This window comes from Klebsiella sp. 7-CIP_Kleb. (genome assembly GCF_050378655.1).
GTDB classification, from domain to species: Bacteria; Pseudomonadota; Gammaproteobacteria; order Enterobacterales; family Enterobacteriaceae; genus Klebsiella; species Klebsiella quasipneumoniae.
This window is the reverse complement of sequence record NZ_JBNRLJ010000003.1, coordinates 314,561-336,189: the sequence shown is the minus strand read 5'-3', so window position 1 is coordinate 336,189 and position 21,629 is coordinate 314,561. Positions and strand designations below refer to the sequence as shown.

The following is a 21,629-nucleotide window of genomic DNA, read 5'->3' as shown; positions in this document are numbered from 1 at the left end:
ATGCAAACCTTTTTTGCGTGTCTGGCCGGGAAAGCCATTTTCCGTCGTCGCGCCAGGGCTAACCGCCGCGGCATACTCTGCGCCATGAACAGAGAACATGGTTATACCCTGATGGAAACCCTGGTGACGCTGACGTTAATGATGATCCTCAGCGTCGGCGGCCTGTATGGCTGGCAGCGCTGGCAGCAGCAGCAACGACTGTGGCAAACCGCCGTCCAGGTGCGGGATTTCCTGGTTTTCCTGCGCGATGACGCCAACGCCTACAACCGGGACCGCGTGCTTCGCGTCGGCCAGGATGAAGAGGGATGGTGCCTGAGTGCCCAGGGGGAGGGGCCGGCGTGCGCCTCCGGGGCGCCCTTGACGCTGCGCCCGCGCTGGCCGGGGATCTCGCTGGCAGGCGTCACCCCTGGCCTGGGATTCTATGGCCTGCGCAGCACCGCCTGGGCGGGGAATCTGCGTCTGCAGAGCGAGGCCGGCAGCTGGAGCATTGTGATTTCACACTGGGGGCGGATTCGTTTATGCCGCAGTGACAGCGCAGGAGGATGTCAGTGAGCCGCCGCGGATTTTCCCTCGCGGAGGCGCTTATTGCCATGGCGATAGGCTCGCTGCTGCTGATCGGCGCCTGCCGCTTTCTACCCGCTCTGCAGCGCCATATTCTGCGTCAGGGCGAACAGCTGGCCCTGGAGAATGAACTGTGGCAGCGGGTGCATGCCGTGGGGAAGCATCTGCAGCGCGCCGGATACTGCCGGGGAGTGTGCGGCGGAGCCGGGCTGGAGCTCGCCGCCGACGGCGAGTGCCTGATTGTGCGATGGGACGCGAACAGCAATGGGACATGGGAAACCTCCCCCGCGGCAGCGGCGGAGAGCACCGGCTTTCGCCTGCGCGACGGCGCGCTGGAGACTCTGCGCGGAGCCAGCGACTGCCGCGGCAGCGGATGGGAGAAAATCACCAATCCGGCCGCTATCGTGGTGACGCGCTTTGCGGTGCAGCATCGGCTGACCGAGGGCTTCGCGCCGGAGCTGAGCGTGACGCTGGCAGCGCGCTCTGCCCGGCAGATGGGTCTGGCGGCCGAGGTGGAGCAGCGGGTGACGGGGTATAACCTGTGATCCGCCAGCGTGGAATGTCGTCGCTGTTGATGGTGCTCCTGTTGCTGACTCTCGGCAGCCTGCTCCTGGAGGGGCTTAACCTGCAGCAGCGGGCGCTGCTGGCGCAAACCGCCAGCGAAACGCAGGCGATCCACGATACGGCGGTGGCCCATTCGGCGCTACAGTGGGGAAAACAGCAGGCCTGGTCGGCGCAGGCGCCGCTGACCTGCCGCGAGCAGGCGCAGCAGGGCTGGCGCGCCTGTCTTCGCATCTTCGACGACGGTTCGCTGCTGCTCAGCAGCGCCAGCGGCGAGGTGCAGGTCTGGCAGTCCGGCGAGGTGCGCGGCGGGCAAGTGCATTTCTCCGCCCATGGCTGGAGCGATTTTTGCCCGCTCAGGGAGGTGAGCCTATGTCAAATGCCATGAAGCGCCAGCGGGGTTTTAGCCTGCCGGAGACCGTTCTGGCGATGGCGCTGATGGTGCTAACGGTCACCGCGCTGGGCGGCTATCAGCGCGGAATGGCGCAAGGGGTCCACCAGCTGAACCAGACGCGTCAGCTATGGCGCGACGCCTGGCGCTATAGTCAGCTCTCTGCGCCGTTTCCGCCGGCAGGCGGACAGGTAAGCCGTATGCAGACATCGGCGCAAAGATGTGTCAGCATCACGGTAACGATCAGTATGCCCGTTGCAAAGCGGGCGCAGATGACCCGGCTGCATTGCCCGGTCAGCCAGTAGTCAGGAGCAATTATGTTAAGGGTTTACCACTCAAACCGGCTGGATGTTCTCGAGGCGTTGATGGAGTTTATCGTCGAGCGCCAGCGGCTGGATGACCCTTTTCAGGCTGAAATGGTGCTGGTGCAGAGTACCGGTATGGCGCAGTGGCTGCAGATGACCCTGGCCTCGCGCTTCGGCATTGCCGCCAACATCGAGTTCCCGCTGCCGGCGAGCTTTATCTGGGATATGTTCGTGCGCGTCCTGAAGGATATCCCTGGCGAAAGCGCCTTCAGCAAGCAGAGCATGAGCTGGAAGCTGATGACTCTCCTGCCGCAGCACCTGGAAGAGGACGATTTTATCCTGCTGCGCCAGTATCTGAGCGATGACGGCGACAAGCGCAAGCTGTTTCAGCTGGCCGCCCGGGTAGCGGACCTCTATGACCAGTATCTGGTTTATCGCCCGGAATGGCTGATGCGCTGGGAGGCCGACCAGCGGGTTGACGGCCTCGGCGACGCCCAGCAGTGGCAGGCGCCGCTGTGGAAAGCGCTGGTGCGCTATACCGCCGAGCTGGGGCAGCCGCAGTGGCACCGCGCCAATCTCTATCAGCGCTTTATCAGCGCCCTGGAAAAGGCGGATGAACCGCCCGCCGGGCTGCCGTCGCGCGTCTTTATCTGTGGAATTTCCGCGCTGCCGCCGGTCTATCTTCAGGCGCTGCAGGCGCTGGGTAAGCATGTCGATGTCTATGTGCTGTTCACCAACCCCTGCCGCTATTACTGGGGTGATATTAAAGATCCGGCGTTCCTGGCGAAGCTGCTATCGCGTCAGCGGCGCCATCACCGCGAGGCGCGCGCGCTACCCCTGTTTCGCGACACCGAGCAGGCGCCGGGGTTGTTTAATGACGCCGGGGAGCAGGATGTCGGCAACCCGTTGCTCGCCTCCTGGGGCAAACTGGGGCGCGATTATATCTACCTGCTGGCGGGGCTGGAGCGCTATGAGGAGCTGGACGCCTTTGTCGATATCGTTCCCGATAACCTGTTGCATAATCTACAGTCGGATATCCTGGAACTGCGCAACGCGGCGGTGGCCGGGCAGAGCGCGGAGGCTTTCGCCCACAGTCGCGACAAACGTCCGCTGGCGCAGGATGACCGCAGCCTGAGCATTCATATTTGCCACAGTCCGCAGCGTGAAGTGGAGGTTCTGCACGATCGGCTGCTGGCGATGCTGGAGGCGGATCCGACGCTCACGCCGCGGGATATCATCGTCATGGTGGCGGATATCGACAGCTACAGCCCCTATATACAGGCGGTGTTTGGCGCCGCCAGCGGCGACCGCTGGCTGCCGTGGGCGATCTCCGATCGCCGCGCCCGCGAGTCGCACCCGGTGCTGCAGGCGTTTATCACTTTGCTCTCGCTGCCCGACAGCCGCTTCGCCAGCGAAGATGTGCTGGCGCTGCTGGACGTGCCGGTGCTGGCGGCGCGCTTTAACATCAATGAAGAGGGTCTGCGCTACCTGCGCCAGTGGGTCAACGAGTCCGGGGTCCGCTGGGGAATGGATGACGACAACGTCCGTGAGCTGGACCTGCCGGCGACCGGCCAGCACACCTGGCGGTTCGGCCTTACCCGCATGCTGCTGGGCTACGCGATGGACAGCCGGGAGGGCGAATGGCAGTCGGTGCTGCCCTATGACGAATCCAGCGGTTTGATCGCCGAGCTGGTAGGTAACCTCGCATCGCTGCTGATGCAGCTTAACCTGTGGCGACGCGGTCTCGCCCAACAGCGGCCGCTGGCGGAGTGGCTGCCGGTCTGTCGCGATCTGCTGAATGACTTTTTCCTGCCGGACAGCGAGACCGAAGCGGCGCTGGCGCTGATTGAGCAGCAGTGGCTGGCGGTGATTGATAGCGGTCTGGAGGCGCAGTATGGCGACCAGGTGCCGTTGACGCTGCTGCGCGATGAGCTGGCCCAGCGCCTCGATCAGCAACGGATCAGCCAGCGCTTTCTCGCCGGCCCGGTCAATATCTGCACCCTGATGCCGATGCGCTCTATTCCTTTCAAAGTGGTTTGCCTGCTGGGGATGAACGATGGGGTTTATCCGCGAACGCTGCCGCCGCTGGGTTTTGATTTAATGAGCCAGAAGCCGCAGCGCGGCGACCGCAGCCGGCGCGATGATGACCGCTACCTGTTCCTGGAGGCGCTGATGTCCGCCGAACAGACGCTGTATATCAGCTACATCGGCCGTTCTATCCAGGACAACAGCGAGCGCTTTCCCTCGGTGCTGGTGCAGGAGCTGGTGGATTACGTCGGCCAGAGCCACTGTCTCGCCGGCGATGAGGAGCTTGATTGCGACGCCAGCGAGGCGCGGGTTAAAGCCCACATCACCCATCTGCATACCCGCATGCCGTTCGACGTCGCTAATTTCCAGGATAACGAGAATAAGAGCTACGCCCGGGAATGGCTGGCTGCCGCCGGCCAGCAGGGGGAGGCGCATAGCGACTTCATTCAACCGCTTACCCCGCCGCCGATAGACAGCCTGCCGTTCGAGCAGCTCCTGCGCTTCTGGCAGCACCCGGTTCGCGCGTTCTTTCAGCAGCGTCTGCGGGTCAATTTCCGTGCGGAAGAGGATGATATTCCCGATGACGAGCCCTTCACCCTGGAAGGGCTGAGCCGTTATCAACTGAACCAGCAATTGCTTAATACCCTTATCGAGGAGCAGGACGTCTCGGCCATGTTCCGCCGCTTCCGCGCCGCCGGCGAGCTGCCGTATGGCGCCTTTGGCGAACTGGTGTGGGAGACGCAGCGACTGGAGATGCAGGCCCTGGCCGAGCGGGTGATGGCCGAGCGCCAGCAGGCGCAGAGCATGGAGATCGATCTCCAGTGCGGCGGCGTAAATCTGACCGGCTGGCTGCAGCAGGTGCAGCCGGACGGGCTGCTGCGCTGGCGGCCTTCGCTGCTGAGCGTCTCCCAGGGGATGCAACTTTGGCTGGAACACCTTGTCTACTGTGCCAGCGGCGGTACCGGCGAGAGCCGGCTGTTTGTGCGTAAAGAGGGAGAGTGGCGTTTTCCGCCGCTGGCGCCCGCCGAGGCGCAGGCGTACCTGAATGAGCTGGTGGATGGCTATTTGCTGGGGATGTCGCAGCCGCTGCTGCTGCTGCCGGAAAGCGGTGGCGCCTGGCTGAAAGCCTGTTATGACGCCGAAAAGGATGTCATTTTAATGGACGAAGAGACGCAGCAGAAAGCGCGGAGCAAATTCCTGCAGACCTACGAAGGTAACATGGTGGTCAGCGGGGAGGGGGCCGATATCTGGTATCAACGCCTGTGGCGTTCGCTGGAGCCGGCGCATTACGAAGAAATCATTGCCCAGACGCAGCGTTATCTGTTACCGCTATATCGTTACCATCGGTCCACACAAATTTAAATAGTATAAAAATTGCGCAGTGAATGGCGGTTCATTTATTATGCGCAACGTATCACGGACTGATGGACATAAAAGGCTGCACGCTGTGCAGCGCAAGTTTGTTAATGATGAGGTTCGTGAATGCCCCGCAGTTTATGGTTCAAGATTTTTGTTGTGCTGGCCGCCCTCTGGGCGCCGTTTAGTCAGGCCGACACCGGATGGCAGCCTGTTCAGGAGACGATCCGCAAAAGCGAAAAAGATACGCGTCAGTATCAGGCGATCCGTCTTGATAACGACATGGTCGTGCTGCTGGTTTCCGATCCGCAGGCGGTGAAATCGCTGTCGGCGCTGGTGGTGCCGGTGGGATCCCTGCAGGATCCGGCCGATCATCAGGGGCTGGCGCATTTTCTGGAACATATGACGCTGATGGGGTCACAAAAATATCCCCAGCCTGACAGTCTGGCAGAGTTTCTTAAACTGCACGGCGGCAGCCATAACGCCAGCACCGCGCCCTACCGCACCGCGTTCTATCTCGAAGTGGAGAATAATGCGCTGGACGGGGCCGTAGACCGCCTGGCGGATGCCATTGCCGCGCCGCTGCTGGATAAAAAATATGCCGACCGCGAACGTAACGCGGTCAACGCCGAGCTAACCATGGCCCGGACGCGAGACGGGATGCGCATGGCCCAGGTCAGCGCAGAAACCATTAACCCGGCTCACCCGGCGGCCCACTTTTCTGGCGGCAACCTCGAGACGCTCAGCGATAAGCCCGGCAGCCCGGTACTTGATGCGCTGCATACCTTCCGCGATAGCTGGTACTCCGCCAATCTGATGAAGGCGGTGATCTACAGCAACAAGCCGTTGCCGGAGCTGGCGCGCATGGCCGCTGACACCTTTGGCCGCGTGCCGAATCGTCAAATCAGCAGGCCGGAAATAAGCGTGCCGGTGGTAACCGATGCGCAAAAAGGCATCATTATTCACTATGTGCCGGCGATGCCGCGTAAAGTGCTGCGCGTCGAGTTTCGCATCGACAACAACAGCGATCGCTTCCGCAGCAAAACCGATGAGCTGGTCACTTACCTGATCGGCAACCGCAGTCCGGGTACGCTCTCCGACTGGCTGCAAAAGCAGGGACTGGCGGAAGGCATCCGCGCGGATTCTGACCCGGTGGTGAACGGCAACAGCGGCGTGCTGGCGATATCTGCCACCCTCACCGATAAAGGCCTGGCGCACCGCGACGAAGTGACGGCGGCCATATTCAGCTACCTCGACCTCCTGCGTACCCAGGGCGTCGACAAACGTTACTTTGACGAGCTGGCGCATGTGCTGGCGCTGGATTTCCGCTATCCGTCGATCAACCGTGATATGGATTACGTGGAATGGCTGGCGGATACCATGATCCGGGTGCCGGTCGAGCATGCGCTGGACGTGGTCAACATTGCCGATCGGTACGACCCGCAGGCGATCAAAGACCGGCTGGCGATGATGACCCCGCAGAACGCGCGCATCTGGTATATCAGCCCGCAGGAACCGCATAACAAGACCGCCTATTTTGTCGATGCGCCGTATCAGGTGGATAAGATTAGCGAGCAGACCTTCGCTGACTGGCAGCAAAAAGCGCAGGCCATCAAGCTGCAGCTGCCGGTGCTCAACCCCTATATTCCGGATGATTTCACCCTCGTCAAAAGCGATAAAGCCTGGCCGCACCCCCAGCTGATCCTCGATGAACCGACGCTGCGGGTGGTTTATGCCCCGAGCCAGTATTTCGCCAGCGAACCGAAGGCGGATATCTCCCTGGTGCTGCGTAATCCCCAGGCGATGGACAGCGCTCGCCGGCAGGTGATGTTTGCCCTCAATGATTATCTCGCCGGCATCGCCCTCGATCAGCTTAGTAACCAGGCGGCGGTCGGCGGCATTTCGTTCTCCACCGGCGCCAATAATGGGTTAATGGTCAATGCCAACGGCTACACCCAGCACCTGCCGGCGCTGTTCAGCGACCTGCTGCAGGGGTACTTCAGCTATACGCCGACCGAGGAGCAGCTGGAGCAGGCCAAATCGTGGTATGCGCAAATGATGGATTCCGCTGAGAAGGGCAAAGCCTACGATCAGGCGATAATGCCGATCCAGATGGTCTCCCAGGTACCGTATTTCCAGCGCGAAGTACGCCGGGCGTTGCTGCCTTCCATCACTTTGCAGGAGGTGCTCGACTACCGCGCCAACCTGAAAACCAAGGGGCGCCCTGAACTGATGGTGATCGGCAATATGTCCGCCGATGCCGCCACGACGCTGGCTCGCCAGATCCAGCAGCAGCTGGGCGCTGACGGCAACGAATGGTGCCGCAATAAAGATGTAGTGGTGAACCGGCAGCAGCTGGCGATCTTCAACAAAACGGGCACCAGCACCGACTCTGCGCTGGCCGCGGTGTTCGCACCGCCCAACGTGGATGAGTTCAGCAGCACCGCCGCCAGCACCCTGCTGGGACAGATTATTCAGCCGTGGTTCTATAACCAGCTGCGTACCGAAGAGCAGCTCGGCTACGCGGTCTTTGCCTTCCCGATGAACGTGGGACGTCAGTGGGGCATGGGCTTCCTGCTGCAAAGTAGCGATAAGCAGCCGGCTTTCCTCTGGCAGCGGTTCCAGGCCTTCTTCCCCACCGCGGAGGCGAAGCTGCGGGCGATGAAGCCGGAAGAGTTTGCCCAGCTCCAGCAGGCGGTGATAAGCCAGATGATGCAGGCGCCGCAGACGCTGGGCGAAGAGGCATCGAAACTGAGCAAAGATTTCGATCGCGGTAATATGCGTTTTGATTCACGTGATAAAGTAGTGGCTCAGATTAAACTGCTGACGCCGCAAAAACTTGCTGACTTCTTCCATCAGACGGTGGTGGAACCGCAGGGCATGACGATATTGTCCCAGATTTCCGGTAGCCAGAATGGCAAAGCGGACTATGCCCAGCCGGCAGGCGGCAAAGTGTGGGAAAACGTCAGCGCATTGCAGCAATCCTTACCCCTGATGCGAGAGAATGAATGACCGACACCGCTGAGTCTTTGGATCCCCTGCGCTTGCCCTTGAGGGGCGAGCGTCTGATAGAAGCCTCTGCGGGCACCGGAAAAACCTTTACCATCGCCGCGCTGTATCTGCGGCTGCTGCTGGGGCTGGGCGGCGAGGCCGCCTATCCCCGCGCCATCAGCGTTGAAGAACTGCTGGTGGTGACCTTTACCGAGGCGGCGACCGAAGAGCTGCGCGGGCGTATCCGCAGCAACATCCACGAACTGCGCATCGCCTGTATGCGCGGTGAATCCGATAACCCGCTCTACAGCGCGCTGCTGGCGGAGATCGTCGATAAAGACGACGCCGTAAAGACATTGCTGCTGGCTGAACGGCAGATGGACGAGGCGGCGGTGTTCACCATCCACGGTTTTTGCCAGCGGATGCTGAGCCTTAACGCCTTCGAATCGGGCATGCTGTTCGAGCAGCAGCTGATAGAGGATGAATCCCGCCTGCGCTATCAGGCCTGCGCCGACTTCTGGCGCCGTCACTGTTATCCGCTGACCCGCGATATCGCGGCGGTGATCCACGATGTCTGGAAAGGGCCGCGCGATCTGCTGAAGTCCCTTGACCGCTGGCTGCAGGGCGAAGCGCCGCAGCTTAAGTCGCCGCCAGCCGCCGACGAGACGCTGGCCGAACGCCATCAGCAAATCATCGACCGCATTGACTCGCTCAAGCAGCAGTGGCGCGAGCAGGCGGGCGAGATCGAAGGCGTGCTTGAAGATTCGGGTCTTGACCGGCGGAAGTTCAATCGCGGCAACCAGGGCAAATGGCTTGAGAAAGTGACCGCCTGGGCGCAGGAAGAGACGTTGAGCTATCAGTTACCCGACGCGCTGGAAAAATTTGCCCAGTCGTTTCTGCTTGAGCGTACCAAAGCCGGTGGCGAACCGCCCGTACATCCTCTGTTTAGCGCCGTAGAATCGCTGCTGGCCTCGTCGCTGACGCTCACCGATCTGGTGCTGGCGAGAGCGATGGTCGAGATCCGCGATGCGGTCGCGCGCGAAAAGCGCCGCCGCGGCGAGCTGGGGTTTGACGATATGCTCAGCCGGCTTGACGAGGCGCTGCGCGGCGACAGCGGCGAGGCGCTGGCTAGCGCCATTCGCCAGCGTTTTCCGGTGGCGATGATCGACGAATTTCAGGATACCGACCCCCAACAGTACCGGATTTTCCGCCGTATCTGGCGCCAGCAGCCGGAGACGGCGCTGCTGCTGATCGGCGATCCGAAGCAGGCCATCTACGCCTTTCGCGGCGCCGATATCTTTACCTATATGAAAGCGCGCGGCGACGTTGCCGCGCACTATACGCTAGACACCAACTGGCGCTCCTCGCCGGGCATGGTGGGCAGCGTCAACCGGCTGTTCAGCCTCAGCGATAACCCCTTCATGTTTCGCGAGATCCCGTTCCTGCCGGTGAAGGCGGCGGCGAAGAACCAGGGGCTGCGCTTTACCGTTGACGCGGCGGACGTACCGGCGATGAACGTCTGGTTGATGTCCGGCGAGACCGTGGGCGCCGGCGATTATCAGACGTTTATGGCGCAGCTCTGCGCCACGCAGATCCGCGACTGGCTGAGCGCCGGCCAGCAGGGGCGCGCGCTGCTGTGGCGTGGGGAAACCTCGCGCCCGGTGCAGGCTTCGGATATTACCGTGCTGGTGCGCAACCGGCTGGAGGCGGCGCAGGTGCGTGAAGCGCTGCAGACGCTGGGCATCCCTTCGGTCTACCTCTCCAACCGCGACAGCGTTTTTGAGACGCTGGAGGCCCAGGAGCTGCTCTGGCTGCTGCAGGCGGTGTTGTCCCCGGAGCGGGAAAATACCCTGCGCAGCGCGCTGGCGACCTCGATGTTTGGCCTGACCGCGCGGGATATTGAAAATCTCAATCAGGATGAGCAGGCGTGGGACGCGCTGGTGGAGGAGTTCAGTGAATACCGCCAGATCTGGCGTCAGCGCGGGGTGATGCCGATGCTGCGGGCGCTGATGACGGCCCGGCATATCGCCGAGAACCTGCTGGCGACCCGGGGCGGCGAGCGGCGCTTAACCGACATATTGCACATCAGCGAACTGCTTCAGGAGGCGGCCAGCCAGCTGGAAAGCGAGCATGCCCTGGTACGCTGGCTGACGCAGCATATCGCCGAGCCGGACAGCAACGCTGCCAGCCAGCAGATGCGTCTGGAAAGCGATAAGCACCTGGTGCAAATCGTCACTATTCATAAGTCAAAAGGGCTGGAATATCCCCTGGTCTGGCTGCCGTTTATCGCCCGGTTTCGCAAACAGGACCAGGCGTTCTATCACGATCGCGAGACGTTCGCGGCGGTGCTGGATCTGGGCCAGGATGAGGCCAGCCTCGAACTGGCGGAGGCGGAGCGGCTGGCGGAAGATCTGCGCCTGCTGTACGTCGCCTTGACCCGCGCGGTCTGGCACTGCAGCCTCGGCGTAGCGCCCCTCAGCAGCCGAAAGTCCGGCAACAGCGATTTTCATCTAAGCGCCCTGGGGCGGCTGCTGCAGGCGGGCGAAGCCATGGATGCCGCCGGGCTGGCCGCGCGCTTAGCGGACTTCTGCCATGGCGATATTGCATTGCAGAGGCCGGGCGAGTTGGATCTGACCCCGTGGCAGGCGCCGGCGGCGAGCATCCCCCCGCTGTCGGCGCGCGAGCTGCAGCGCCGCATCGCCGATGACTGGCGGGTAACCAGCTATTCCGGTCTGCAGCAGCATGGCTTCAGCAGCGGGCAGGATCTGCTGCCACGTCTGGATATCGATGCCGTCGGCGTCGGCGAGGTGGTGGAAGAGCCGCAGCTGACCCCTCACCAGTTCCCGCGCGGCGCTGCGCCGGGGACCTTCCTGCACAGTCTGTTTGAGGAACTGGACTTTACCCAGCCGGTGCCGGACGGATGGATGGCGGAGAAACTGCAGCTGAGCGGGTTTGACGCACAGTGGGCGCCGGTGCTGACCGACTGGCTGGGGGGCGTGCTGAAGACCCGCCTGCCGGGGCCGGATATCGCGCTCAATCAGCTTGCGGCGCGGGATAAACAGGTGGAAATGGCATTTTACCTGCCCATCGCGCAGCTGCTGACGGCGGAGCGCCTTGATGCGCTTATCCGCCAGTACGATCCCCTTTCCGCCGACACGCCGCCGCTGGATTTCCGCCAGGTGCGCGGCATGCTGAAGGGTTTTATCGATCTGGTCTTCCGCCACGAAGGCCGCTATTACCTGCTGGATTACAAATCCAACTGGCTGGGGGAAGATCGCGAGGCCTATACCCGGCCGGCGATGGAGCAGGCGATGCGGGCCCACCGCTACGATCTGCAGTATCAGCTGTACAGCCTGGCGCTGCACCGCTATCTGCGCCACCGGCTGGCCGATTACGACTATGACCGCCACTTCGGCGGCGTGATTTATCTCTTCCTGCGCGGCATGGACGGTCAGGAGGGGGGGCAGGGGATCTTCACTACCCGGCCGGTGCGACCGCTGATTGACGGTCTGGATCAGCTTTTTGCCGGAGAAACTCAGGAGGAGGCCTCATGACTTTTGATCAACTACTGCTGGCGGCGGTGGAGCAGCGTCTGCTGCGGCCGCTGGACGTCCAGTTTGCCCTGATGGTGGCGCAAAACGACCCGCCGGCGGTCAAGCTGGCGGCGGCCTTGCTGAGCCGTGATGCCGGAGAGGGGCACGTGTGCCTGCCGCTCTCGCGGCTGAGCGGCGACGAGGCGCTAAGCGGGAAAGCGGGGGAGATCCGCGATCGGCTGCTGGCCGACGCCGGCGCGCCGGAGGACTGGCCCGCACTGCTGCTCGCTTCATCGGCGGTGAGCTGCGGCGATGCCCCGGCGCCGATGATTTTATGCGGCGACCGGCTCTATCTGAACCGGATGTGGCGCAACGAGCTGACCGTCGCCCGCTTCTTCAACGAAGCCAACCGGGTGCTGGAGATGGATGAGGCCCGGCTGGCGGCAACCCTCAATGCCCTGTTCCCTGCTACCGGCGAAACCGACTGGCAAAAAGTTGCCGCGGCGGTGGCGCTGACCCGCCGCATCTCGGTGATCTCCGGCGGTCCCGGGACCGGGAAGACCACCACCGTGGCCAAACTTCTGGCGGCGCTGATCCAGATTGAAGATAGTCCGCGCTGTCGTATTCGTCTGGCGGCGCCGACGGGGAAAGCGGCGGCGCGCCTGACCGAATCGCTGGGCGCGGCGCTGAGAAAACTGCCGCTGACCGACGCGCAGAAAGCGTTGATTCCCACCGAGGCCAGCACGCTGCATCGTCTGCTGGGCGCCCAGCCAGGCAGCCAGCGCATGCGCTATCACGCCGGCAACCCGCTGCATCTCGACGTGCTGGTGGTGGATGAAGCCTCGATGATCGACCTGCCGATGATGTCGCGGCTCATCGACGCGCTGCCGGCTCACGGGCGGGTGATCTTCCTCGGCGATCGTGACCAGCTGGCCTCCGTAGAAGCGGGGGCGGTGCTGGGCGATATCTGCGCCTGGGCGAGCTCGGGCTACACCGCCGCGCGGGCGCAGGAGCTGACCCGGCTGACCGGTTCGCCGGTACCAGCGGGCGAGGGGGCTATCGCTGGCGCGCTGAGAGACAGCTTGTGCCTGCTGCAAAAGAGCTATCGCTTCGGCAGTCACTCCGGCATCGGGAGCCTGGCGCGGGCGGTGAACGCTGGCGCGCGCGCGGAGGTGAAGGCCACGCTGCGCCAGCCGTTTGACGATATCGCGCTTCATCCCCTCAGTACGACCGAAGAGTACGAAGCCATGCTCGGTGCGGCCCAGCAGGGCTATGAGCGCTACCTGCAGCTGCGCCGCGAGCGGGCGGAACCGCAGGCCATGCTGGCCGCCTTCAGCGAGTTTCAGCTGCTGTGCGCGCTGCGGGAAGGGCCGTACGGCGTGAGCGGCGTCAATGAGCGGCTGGAGCAGCGGCTCAACCGCCAGCGGGCGATCGCCCTGCCGCGCCACTCCCGCTGGTATGACGGCCGGCCGATTATGATCGCGCGCAACGACAGCGCGCTGGGGCTGTTTAACGGCGATATCGGCATCGCCCTGGAGCGCAACGGCGAGCTGCGGGTATGGTTCCTGATGCCCGACGGCGCCATCAAGTCGGTGCAGCCGAGCCGCCTGCCGGAGCATGACACCGCCTGGGCGATGACCGTGCATAAATCGCAGGGCTCCGAGTTCGACCATGCGGCGCTGATCCTGCCGGCGCGCAGCGTTCCTCTGGTGACACGCGAACTGGTCTATACCGCGATCACCCGAGCAAAACGGCGATTGTCGCTCTATGCCGACGAGCAGGTGCTCTCCCAGGCCATTGTGACCCGCACCGAGCGGCGCAGCGGCCTGGCGGAGATTTTCGCCGGGCGTGAAGCCTCCTGAGACGCCGGGTCCGGGCGATGGAAAATGCTGCAGCCGTTGCCCGGGCTGGCGGAAAAATCAGTAACTGAAGAACAGAGGGATAAGCCAGAGCGCCGAGATCGAGTTCATGGCGAAAAAGCGGACTGCTGCGCCGCCGGCCAGCGGTGGGGTGGAACAGCGGGCACAAAAAATCACCAGCGAGGAGATGAGAAGATTCATGCCGGACGTCAGGGCCAGCAGAAATAATATCGCCACGGCGGCGCCAAGCGCGGCATAGCCATTCTGATGATGGCGCTGGTTGTCCCAGAGCACCAAAATCAACAGCAACCACGGATAGAGGGCGACCGCGGTGGTAATGAGGTTGATATGTCTGATCAGCCAGTTCGGTTGGGTTTCCATTCGTTAAGCGATCCTTGCAGGGCGGGTGGCGGCCGTGGCGCCAGTCGATATCCTGTCGACAGCCAGTAGCATATCGGTGAGCCAGCGAGAAAGATATGGTCTGCGTGGAAACCAGGAATTTAGCCCGCGTGCCGCACGTCAGGTCGGCGCGAAGAGGGGATACCGGCCCCGGGGATAACGCGATGAGCGTCGCGCTATCCCGGGCCGTTAGAAAGGGGGGAGAAGGAGCTAAGCGAGGTCGGCCATCAGCACCTTCGACCGGCGCTGATAGTTATACATCTGCTTTTTACTCTCCGGCAGCAGGTCGATATCCACCGGCGTGAAGCCGCGCTCCTGGAACCAGTGGATGCTGCGGGTGGTTAACACGAACAGCTTGCTCAGGCCCATCTGTCTGGCCTGGGCGGCAATACGCTCCAGCAGCACCTCTCCCCGCGACGAGCTCCGGTAATCCGGATGCACCGCCACGCAGGCCATTTCGCCGATCTTCTCTTCCGGGAAAGGATAGAGGGCGGCGCAGGCGATGGTGGTGTTATCGCGCTGAATAATGGTGAACTTGTCGATCTCCATCTCCAGCTGTTCGCGGGAGCGGCGCACCAGGATGCCCTGCTGCTCCAGCGGGCTTATCAGCTCAAGAATACCGCCGATATCGTTGATGGTCGCCCGACGGATCTGCTCCGCGCTCTCCATGACGATTTGGGTGCCGATGCCGTCGCGTGAGAACAGCTCCTGCAGCAGCGCGCCATTTTCCTGATAGCTGATCAGGTGGCAGCGCCGCACGCCGCTGCGGCAGGCCTTCACCGCCCCGCGCAGGAAGCGCACGGTGCCAGAGTTATAATCTTCGTCCGCTTCCAGCTCTTCGACGCGGGCCTGCGCTTCATTGGGGAACAGTTCAGAGACAATTTCCCCGGCCTGGTTGTAAACCCCTTGCGACGAACAGAAGCCGATCATTTTCTCCGCCTTCAGCTTGATGGCCAGCTGGGTGGCGATCTCCTCCGAAGTCAGGTTAAAGCTCTCGCCGGTGACCGATACTGCGACCGGCCCCATCAGGACTATGGCGCCGCTGTCGAGCTGGCGATGAATAGCCTCTTCGTCAATACGGCGAATGCGCCCGCTGTGGCAATAATCGACGCCGTCATCGACGCCCAACGGCTGGGCGATGATAAAGTTGCCGCTGACGACATTGATATGGGCCCCCTGCAGCGGGGTGTTGTTGAGGCTCATCGACAGGCGGGCGGTGATCTCCAGCTGCAGCATCCCCGCCGCCTGCTTAACCAGCTCCAGCGTTTTGGCGTCAGTCACTCGCGTCTGCTTGTGATAGACCGGCTCGTGGTGGTGCTCGGCGAGATTAGCGTCAATCTGCGGGCGGGCGCCATAGACCACCACCAGGCGAATGCCCAAGCTATGCAATAGTCCTATGTCATTGACAATATTTGAGAAATTTTCATGCTCAATGGCTTCACCGCCCAGCATGATGACAAACGTTTTTCCCCGATGGGCATTTATATAGGGAACAGAATGGCGGAATCCTTCTACCAGTTCAGTGCGACGTTCCTTCACCATGACAAACCCTCAATGCATGATTATTCGTAATTATTGTATTTTTATTCTGTTTTGCCGTTAAACGCAAGCCCCAATTTGAGGCTAAGCCACGAAAAACATGTGACCCGGCGCAGGGTGTCAATGAATGTTTACCCTTTTATAGATGACAGGTTATATGCCTTTCGTTAAAGTTTCTGGTCAATCTGTTTGTTTTGGGTATAAATGCGTTTTTATTGCTTGGGAGTGGCATGTCGGGAAACAACTCTGGATTAAGCCGTCGCCGTCTACTGCAGGGCGCGGGCGCCATGTGGTTAATGAGCGTGAGCCCCGTTGGGCTGGCCGCCGCCGCGCGGGTGGTCGCTGTTCGCGTCTGGCCAGCATCGACCTACACGCGCGTCACGGTGGAATCGAATCATGTGCTGAAATACCGGCAGTTTGCCCTCAGTAATCCGGAACGGGTGGTGGTGGATCTGGAAGGGGTTAATCTCAACTCGGTGCTGAAAGGCATGGGGGGGCAGATCCGCGATGACGATCCCTTTATTAAGTCCGCCCGCGTGGGCCAGTTTGATCCGCAAACCGTGCGCATGGTCTTCGAGCTCAAGCAGAACGTTAAGCCGCAGCTGTTTGCCCTCGCGCCGGTAGCTGGCTTTAAAGAGCGTCTGGTGATGGATCTCTACCCCGCCAACGCCACCGATGTTCAGGATCCGCTACTGGCGCTGCTTGAGGATTACAACAAAGGCGATCTGGAGCGACAGGTGCCGCCGGCGCAAAGCGGGCCGCAGCCGGGCAAAGCCGGGCGCGACCGGCCGATTGTCATCATGCTCGATCCCGGCCACGGCGGCGAAGACTCCGGCGCCGTGGGCAAGTATCGCACCCGCGAGAAAGACGTGGTGCTGCAAATTGCCCGCCGCCTGCGGGCGCTGATCGACAAAGAAGGCAATATGAAGGCCTATATGACCCGCAACGAAGACGTGTTTATCCCGTTGAAGGTGCGTGTCGCCAAGGCGCAGAAGCAGCGCGCCGACCTGTTCGTTTCGATTCACGCCGACGCCTTTACCAGCCGCCAGCCCAGCGGCTCCTCGGTGTTTGCGCTCTCCACCAAGGGGGCTACCAGTACCGCGGCAAAATATCTCGCCCAGACGCAGAACGCCTCGGATCTGATCGGTGGGGTCAGCAAGAGCGGCGATCGCTATGTCGACCACACCATGTTCGATATGGTGCAGTCCCTCACCATCGCTGACAGCCTCAAATTTGGTAAGGCAGTGCTGGAGAAAATGGGCAATATCAATAACCTGCACAAGAACAGGGTAGAGCAGGCGGGCTTTGCGGTGCTGAAGGCGCCGGATATCCCCTCCATTCTGGTGGAGACGGCGTTTATCAGTAACGTGGAAGAGGAGCGGAAGCTGAAAACGGCCAAATTCCAGCAGCAGGTGGCCGAGTCGATCCTCGCCGGGATTAAAGCCTACTTCGCCGACGGTGCGACGCTGGCCCGCCGCGGATAACCACACAGGAAAGGGACATGGCCTTACTGAAAAGCGCCCATGGCGGCAATATCCGCGAGGCCGCCGCCCTGCTGGGCATTGCGCCCGGCGAACTGCTGGACTTTAGCGCCAACATCAATCCGCTGGGAATGCCCGCCTCGCTCAGGCAGGCGATCGTCGACAATCCCGGCTGCGCCGAGCGCTACCCTGACGTTGAGTATCAACAGCTGCATCAGGCGCTGGCGGCCCACCATCGGCTGCCGGCGGCGCATATCCTCGCCGGCAACGGCGAAACTGAATCGATCTTCACCCTTGTCCAGGGCCTTAAGCCGCGGCGGGCGATGATCGTCATTCCCGGATTCGCAGAGTACCGGCGCGCGCTGCAGACTGTGGACTGCGAGGTGGTGGAGTATGCCCTGCAGGAGCGCGATGGCTGGCAGCTGACCGACGGGATCCTCAATGCTCTCACGCCGGCGCTGGACTGCCTGTTTCTCTGCACCCCGAACAACCCCACTGGTCTGCTGCCGGAGCGTGGCCTGCTGGAAGCCATTGCGCAACGCTGTCGGGCGCTGAATATCAGCCTGATCCTCGATGAAGCCTTCCTCGACTTTATTCCCGATCAGCCGGGGTTTATTCCCCTGTTGGCGCAGTATCCGCACGTCTGGGTTCTGCGCTCGCTGACTAAATTTTATGCTATTCCGGGGCTGCGTCTAGGCTACCTGCTCAACGCTGACGCCCGGGCGGTGGCCCGGCTGCGCGAGCGACAAATGCCATGGTCCATCAATGCCTATGCCGCTCTGGCCGGGGAGATCATTCTTCAGGACCGGGCGTATCAGCGGGCCACCTGGCAGTGGCTGCAGGAGGAGGGAGCGCGTTTCTACGCGCAGCTTCAGGAGATGGCCGGGCTGACCGTGTGGCCCGGGCGCGCCAACTACCTGTTCTTGCGCTGTGACAGACCCGATCTTGACCTGCAATACGCCCTGCTGCGCCAGCACGTGTTGATCCGCAGCTGCGCCAACTACCCGGGGCTGGATAGCCGCTATTTCCGGGTGGCGATCCGCAGCGCCGGCGAAAACGACCAGCTGCTGGCGGCGCTGCGCCGGGCGCTGGCCTGAGCCCTACTGCAGGGTGACGCCCCCCGGCACCATCGCCAGCAGATGCTGTTGCGGCCAGTGGGCGGCGATGCCGCGCTCTGCCAGCCGCCATTGCAAAAAATCCACGTCATGACGACGGCGGTCCAGCAGCAGGCCGACGACGCTGCCGCTGTGCGCCACGTTGAGGCCATACAATCCTGCGCTTTCCACCAGCTCCAGCAGCGCGTCAAACCCCGGCTTGGGCAACAGCCGCTGGCTGGCGATGGCGCTAATAGTGGCCGCTTCGCCCAGCAGCTGCGGGCTGCCATGCTGGCAGGCCTGCTGCACTTTCTCCCACGCCAGCTGCAGCCGGGAGGCGTTAGCCAGCAGACCCGCCTCGCGCGGCAGCTGATGGTAGTCGGTGGTACGCAGCGTCAGCGGGCTCTCCAGCACTAACAGGTCGAGCGCCGGTGGCGCAGGGCAGGCGATTTGGGTAGCGGCGGTATTATGATCGAACAGCGTCAGTTGGTGGAACAGGGTGCTGTCGGTGGGCTCCAGCGCGACGCACAGACGCGCCAGCGTCGGCTCATCCAGCGCGTGGCCCAGATGCTGGGCGGTGGCCACCGCGGTGGCGGCGATATCGGCGGTGCTGCTGGCCATCCCTTTGGCTACCGGGATCGTCGAGTGCAGGGTGATGCGGATCTGCTGACTCAGCGCCGCCGGGTAGCCCCAGTGGGCCAGCAGTTGGTCGACCATCGCCCGCGACAGCGGCCGCTCATCGTTGCGCGGTTTGCCGGTCTCGACCTCGACGGTGCTGTACCAGTCCACCGGGCAGGAGACCAGCTTCTCGCTGCCGAGGATCCAGCCCTGGATAAGTTCTCCGCATGAGGCGGGACATTGTGCAACGGCCACGTTTTCACCTTTCCGCTTACCTTCGCCAGGGCGCATAGTGGCACGGCGACCCGCCGGTTACCATGATTCTCCGCAAAGGGGAGAGGCGTCGTTTAGGCTGGTACCGCCAGCTCGCGCGCCTGCGGCAGCGCCAGGCGCATCACATCGCGGGCGATCATCAGCTCTTCATTAGTTTTGATCACCGCCACTTTGACCATCGCATTTTCGGCCTGAATAAAGGTGGCGTTGTGCTGGTTTTTCTCTTCATCGACCGAGAGCCCGAGGAAATTCAGGTTATGGCAGATGGCGCTCCTGGCTCGGGCGGAGTTTTCGCCGATGCCGCCGGTAAAGATCAGCGCGTCCAGGCCGCCCATCTGCATAATATAGCTGCCGATAGTGGCGCGAATGCGCTCAGCAAACAGCGAGAGCGCCAGGGCTGCCTGACGATTACCGCTGTCCGCCGCCTGCTCGACATCGCGATAATCGTGCGAGACGCCGGAAACGCCCAACAGGCCGGACTCGTTATTCAGCAGCTGATTCAGCTGCTCCGGCGTTTTACCCTCATGCAGCGCCAGCCACGGTAGAATCGACGGATCGATATCGCCGCTGCGGGTGCCCATCATCACCCCAGACTGCGGCGTAAAGCCCATTGAAGTGTTAACCGAACGCCCGCCTTTGATTGCGCAAACGCTGCTGCCGTTGCCGAGATGACAGCACACTACGCGCAGAGCGCTCAATGGTACGCCCAGCTTTTCCGCCAGCGTCGCGCTGACGTACTTATGGCTGGTGCCGTGGAAGCCGTAACGGCGAATGCCCAGCTCGCTGTAGTAGCGCCACGGCAGCGGATAGATAAACGCGCGCTCATCCAGCGTCTGGTGAAAAGCGGTATCAAACACCGCCACCGACGGCGCGTCGGGCAGCAGCTGGCGGAACACTTTGATGCCTAAGGCATTTACCGGGTTATGCAGCGGGGCCAGCTCTGCCAGGCGCTCGATTTCCGCTAAGGTGTCATCGGTCACCGGCGTTGAATCCTTAAAGCGCTCCCCGCCGTGCGCCACGCGGTGGCCGACGCCATCGATATCCTGCAAGCTCTGGATAATCCGATGGTTGAGGAGCTTTTCCAGCAGCAGGGTGACGGCTTCACGGTGATCGGCGATCGGCGCCGTCTCCTGCCATTTCTGCTCCGGCGTTTTGAGAGTCACCTGGGCGTTTGCCATGCCGATACGTTCGATTAATCCCTGGCAGAGCATGTCGCCCTGCGGCATCTCCAGCAGCTGGAATTTTAACGATGAACTGCCGGCGTTAATGGCCATGATTTTGTAAGACATCATAAAGGTTCCTTCGAATTCAGAAAATTCAGCACGGCATCAAGACCCAGGTTATTCAGCGCGCTGGTGATAAAAATTTGCCGGGCGCCAGCCTGCCTGAGCCACTCGCCGATCAGCGATATCCGCTGCGGGTCGGCGAGGTCAGCTTTGGTGACCAGGCCAATCGTCGGACGGTTCATCGGGACGGTAAAACCCGGAGAAAACGGCGACCACTGGGCGTCGGCATTCAGCACCAGCGCGATAACGTCGGCCTCGCAGGCGCTGGTCAGCAGGGCGCTATAAAGGCAGCGGTTCTCCAGATATTCGCCCGGCGTGTCGATGGCCATCGGCGACCATTCAATCGCCTGAGTTTTCTTGTAATGGAGCGCTTCGCCGCGCAGACCCTGGGTAAGCGAGGTTTTCCCGCACTGGCTGGGGCCGATAAGCATCAGACGTTTCATTGCGCTACGTCCGGGTGATCGTGCAGGTAGTGAACTGCATCATTTCGCCCAGCGTGCGCGTCACCTGCTTGAGGGCATACTCGACGGCGGAAACGTCGCCGGTCAGCACCACGGCGCCGGTAAAGCGGTCAAGAAAACCAATCTCTACCGCGCCGGATTTGGTGGCGATATCGCAGGCGATAATCGACGCCTCGCTGGGCGTAATGGTGAGGATGCCAATGGCGGATACCGCATCCTGCAGGCCCAGCTTCTTAAAGAGATCTTTCCCTGGATTGGCAATCAGGTGCGCGAGGGTCACCTGTTTTCCGGGAACATATTCCTGAATCATGCGATCCGTTGTCGGCTGCCTTTCCATCATCCCTCCACCATCTGTCGCCACATCGCTTCATGCGGGCGCGGGATCACCGAGCGGTAAACCAGCAGCCCTTTTTCGCCCGCGCTTTCGCTGGCAACCGTCACCGCGTTGTTGACATCAGAAACGTCGCCCGCCACCACCATGTAGCATTTACCGCCGATGCCGAAGGCCATATGCACCCGCACCAGGGTGACGTTTGAGCCTTTTACCGCCCGGTCAGCGGCGCTGATGCAGGCCGCCACGCTCCAGGTTTCAACGATGCCGACCGCCTGGCGTCGGTCTACGCTGTTCAGGCCGCTGATGGCCGGAAGGACGCTGGGATGAATATTCGCCAGAACCAGGCTGTCGACGAGCATTTCGCCGGCCTGCGAAGTGCCGGTTTCAATGGCCTGCTGGACAGCGCCGATATCGCCGCCGAGCATCAGCAAAAACTTCCCCGGACAGATGGTCTTGCTGACCAGCAGATTGACGTTGGCGCTTTTCAGCATCGCATCGCCGAGTTCCATCCCTTTGGCAATGCTGGTGAGTTCTAAAATTCCTATAGCCTGAGACATGG

General features: G+C 62.0%; 17 protein-coding genes. 10 read left to right on the top strand and 7 right to left on the bottom strand.

Features of this window, described 5'->3' with window-relative positions:
* The 8 genes from ACQUTI_RS15065 (at position 1) to recD (ending at position 13,588) form a co-directional block, all read left to right on the top strand.
* Positions 1-552: a prepilin peptidase-dependent protein gene (locus tag ACQUTI_RS15065; RefSeq protein WP_043520870.1), complete on the top strand. Its 552-nt coding sequence runs from the start codon at positions 1-3 to the stop codon at positions 550-552.
* Positions 549-1,106 carry a prepilin peptidase-dependent protein gene (locus ACQUTI_RS15060; protein ID WP_004205448.1) on the top strand — a complete coding sequence of 186 codons (558 nt, stop codon included), beginning with the start codon at positions 549-551 and terminating at the stop codon, positions 1,104-1,106. The genes ACQUTI_RS15065 and ACQUTI_RS15060 overlap by 4 nt, the downstream gene beginning before the upstream one ends.
* Positions 1,103-1,510 carry a DUF2509 family protein gene (locus tag ACQUTI_RS15055; protein WP_428923310.1) on the top strand — a complete coding sequence of 136 codons (408 nt, stop codon included), beginning with the start codon at positions 1,103-1,105 and terminating at the stop codon, positions 1,508-1,510. The genes ACQUTI_RS15060 and ACQUTI_RS15055 overlap by 4 nt, the downstream gene beginning before the upstream one ends.
* Positions 1,495-1,818: a prepilin-type N-terminal cleavage/methylation domain-containing protein gene (locus tag ACQUTI_RS15050; protein WP_428923309.1), complete on the top strand. Its 324-nt coding sequence runs from the start codon at positions 1,495-1,497 to the stop codon at positions 1,816-1,818. Before ACQUTI_RS15055 ends, ACQUTI_RS15050 begins: the two co-directional genes overlap by 16 nt.
* Positions 1,819-1,830: 12 nt before the next feature.
* Positions 1,831-5,208, top strand: coding sequence for an exodeoxyribonuclease V subunit gamma (gene recC, locus ACQUTI_RS15045; RefSeq protein ID WP_043520865.1), 3,378 nt, complete (start codon positions 1,831-1,833; stop codon positions 5,206-5,208).
* Positions 5,209-5,328: 120 nt separating this feature from the next.
* Positions 5,329-8,214 carry a pitrilysin gene (ptrA, locus tag ACQUTI_RS15040; RefSeq protein WP_053809983.1) on the top strand — a complete coding sequence of 962 codons (2,886 nt, stop codon included), beginning with the start codon at positions 5,329-5,331 and terminating at the stop codon, positions 8,212-8,214.
* Entirely contained in the window at positions 8,211-11,747 is a 3,537-nt protein-coding gene (gene recB, locus ACQUTI_RS15035) for an exodeoxyribonuclease V subunit beta (RefSeq protein ID WP_122542443.1), read from the top strand. Before ptrA ends, recB begins: the two co-directional genes overlap by 4 nt.
* Positions 11,744-13,588: an exodeoxyribonuclease V subunit alpha gene (gene recD / locus ACQUTI_RS15030; RefSeq protein WP_114508424.1), complete on the top strand. Its 1,845-nt coding sequence runs from the start codon at positions 11,744-11,746 to the stop codon at positions 13,586-13,588. The genes recB and recD overlap by 4 nt, the downstream gene beginning before the upstream one ends.
* Before the next feature lie 57 nt (positions 13,589-13,645).
* On the opposite strand, the gene ACQUTI_RS15025 is transcribed toward recD, so the two are convergent.
* On the bottom strand, positions 13,646-13,966 hold the full coding sequence (locus ACQUTI_RS15025; RefSeq protein ID WP_114508423.1) for a hypothetical protein: 321 nt from the start codon (positions 13,964-13,966) through the stop codon (positions 13,646-13,648).
* A gap of 228 nt (positions 13,967-14,194) precedes the next feature.
* Complete coding sequence (argA, locus tag ACQUTI_RS15020; RefSeq protein WP_004149616.1) at positions 14,195-15,526, bottom strand: amino-acid N-acetyltransferase; 1,332 nt, start codon at positions 15,524-15,526, stop codon at positions 14,195-14,197.
* 227 nt (positions 15,527-15,753) lie between these two features.
* Here argA and amiC point away from each other — a divergent pair, with 227 nt between their 5' ends.
* Together amiC and cobD are read left to right on the top strand one after the other, a co-directional pair.
* Positions 15,754-17,007 (top strand): N-acetylmuramoyl-L-alanine amidase AmiC, encoded by a 1,254-nt coding sequence (gene amiC, locus ACQUTI_RS15015; protein ID WP_017899228.1) that lies wholly within the window; start codon positions 15,754-15,756, stop codon positions 17,005-17,007.
* Between the two features lie 17 nt (positions 17,008-17,024).
* Positions 17,025-18,101 carry a threonine-phosphate decarboxylase CobD gene (cobD, locus tag ACQUTI_RS15010; RefSeq protein ID WP_017899227.1) on the top strand — a complete coding sequence of 359 codons (1,077 nt, stop codon included), beginning with the start codon at positions 17,025-17,027 and terminating at the stop codon, positions 18,099-18,101.
* A 3-nt stretch (positions 18,102-18,104) separates the two neighbouring features.
* Here cobD and ACQUTI_RS15005 read toward each other — a convergent pair whose 3' ends face one another.
* From ACQUTI_RS15005 to pduT, 5 genes are all read right to left on the bottom strand, one after another.
* Positions 18,105-18,971 carry an L-threonine kinase gene (locus ACQUTI_RS15005; protein ID WP_128335990.1) on the bottom strand — a complete coding sequence of 289 codons (867 nt, stop codon included), beginning with the start codon at positions 18,969-18,971 and terminating at the stop codon, positions 18,105-18,107.
* Between the two features lie 92 nt (positions 18,972-19,063).
* Positions 19,064-20,278: an acetate/propionate family kinase gene (locus tag ACQUTI_RS15000; protein WP_032431262.1), complete on the bottom strand. Its 1,215-nt coding sequence runs from the start codon at positions 20,276-20,278 to the stop codon at positions 19,064-19,066.
* Positions 20,278-20,718: a propanediol utilization protein PduV gene (pduV, locus tag ACQUTI_RS14995; protein ID WP_017899224.1), complete on the bottom strand. Its 441-nt coding sequence runs from the start codon at positions 20,716-20,718 to the stop codon at positions 20,278-20,280. The genes ACQUTI_RS15000 and pduV overlap by 1 nt, the downstream gene beginning before the upstream one ends.
* Positions 20,719-20,722: 4 nt before the next feature.
* Positions 20,723-21,073: a propanediol utilization microcompartment protein PduU gene (pduU, locus tag ACQUTI_RS14990; protein ID WP_004205469.1), complete on the bottom strand. Its 351-nt coding sequence runs from the start codon at positions 21,071-21,073 to the stop codon at positions 20,723-20,725.
* A complete protein-coding gene (gene pduT / locus ACQUTI_RS14985; RefSeq protein WP_017899223.1) occupies positions 21,073-21,627 on the bottom strand; it encodes a propanediol utilization microcompartment protein PduT in 555 nt (184 codons plus the stop codon). The genes pduU and pduT overlap by 1 nt, the downstream gene beginning before the upstream one ends.
* Positions 21,628-21,629 lie beyond the last annotated feature (2 nt).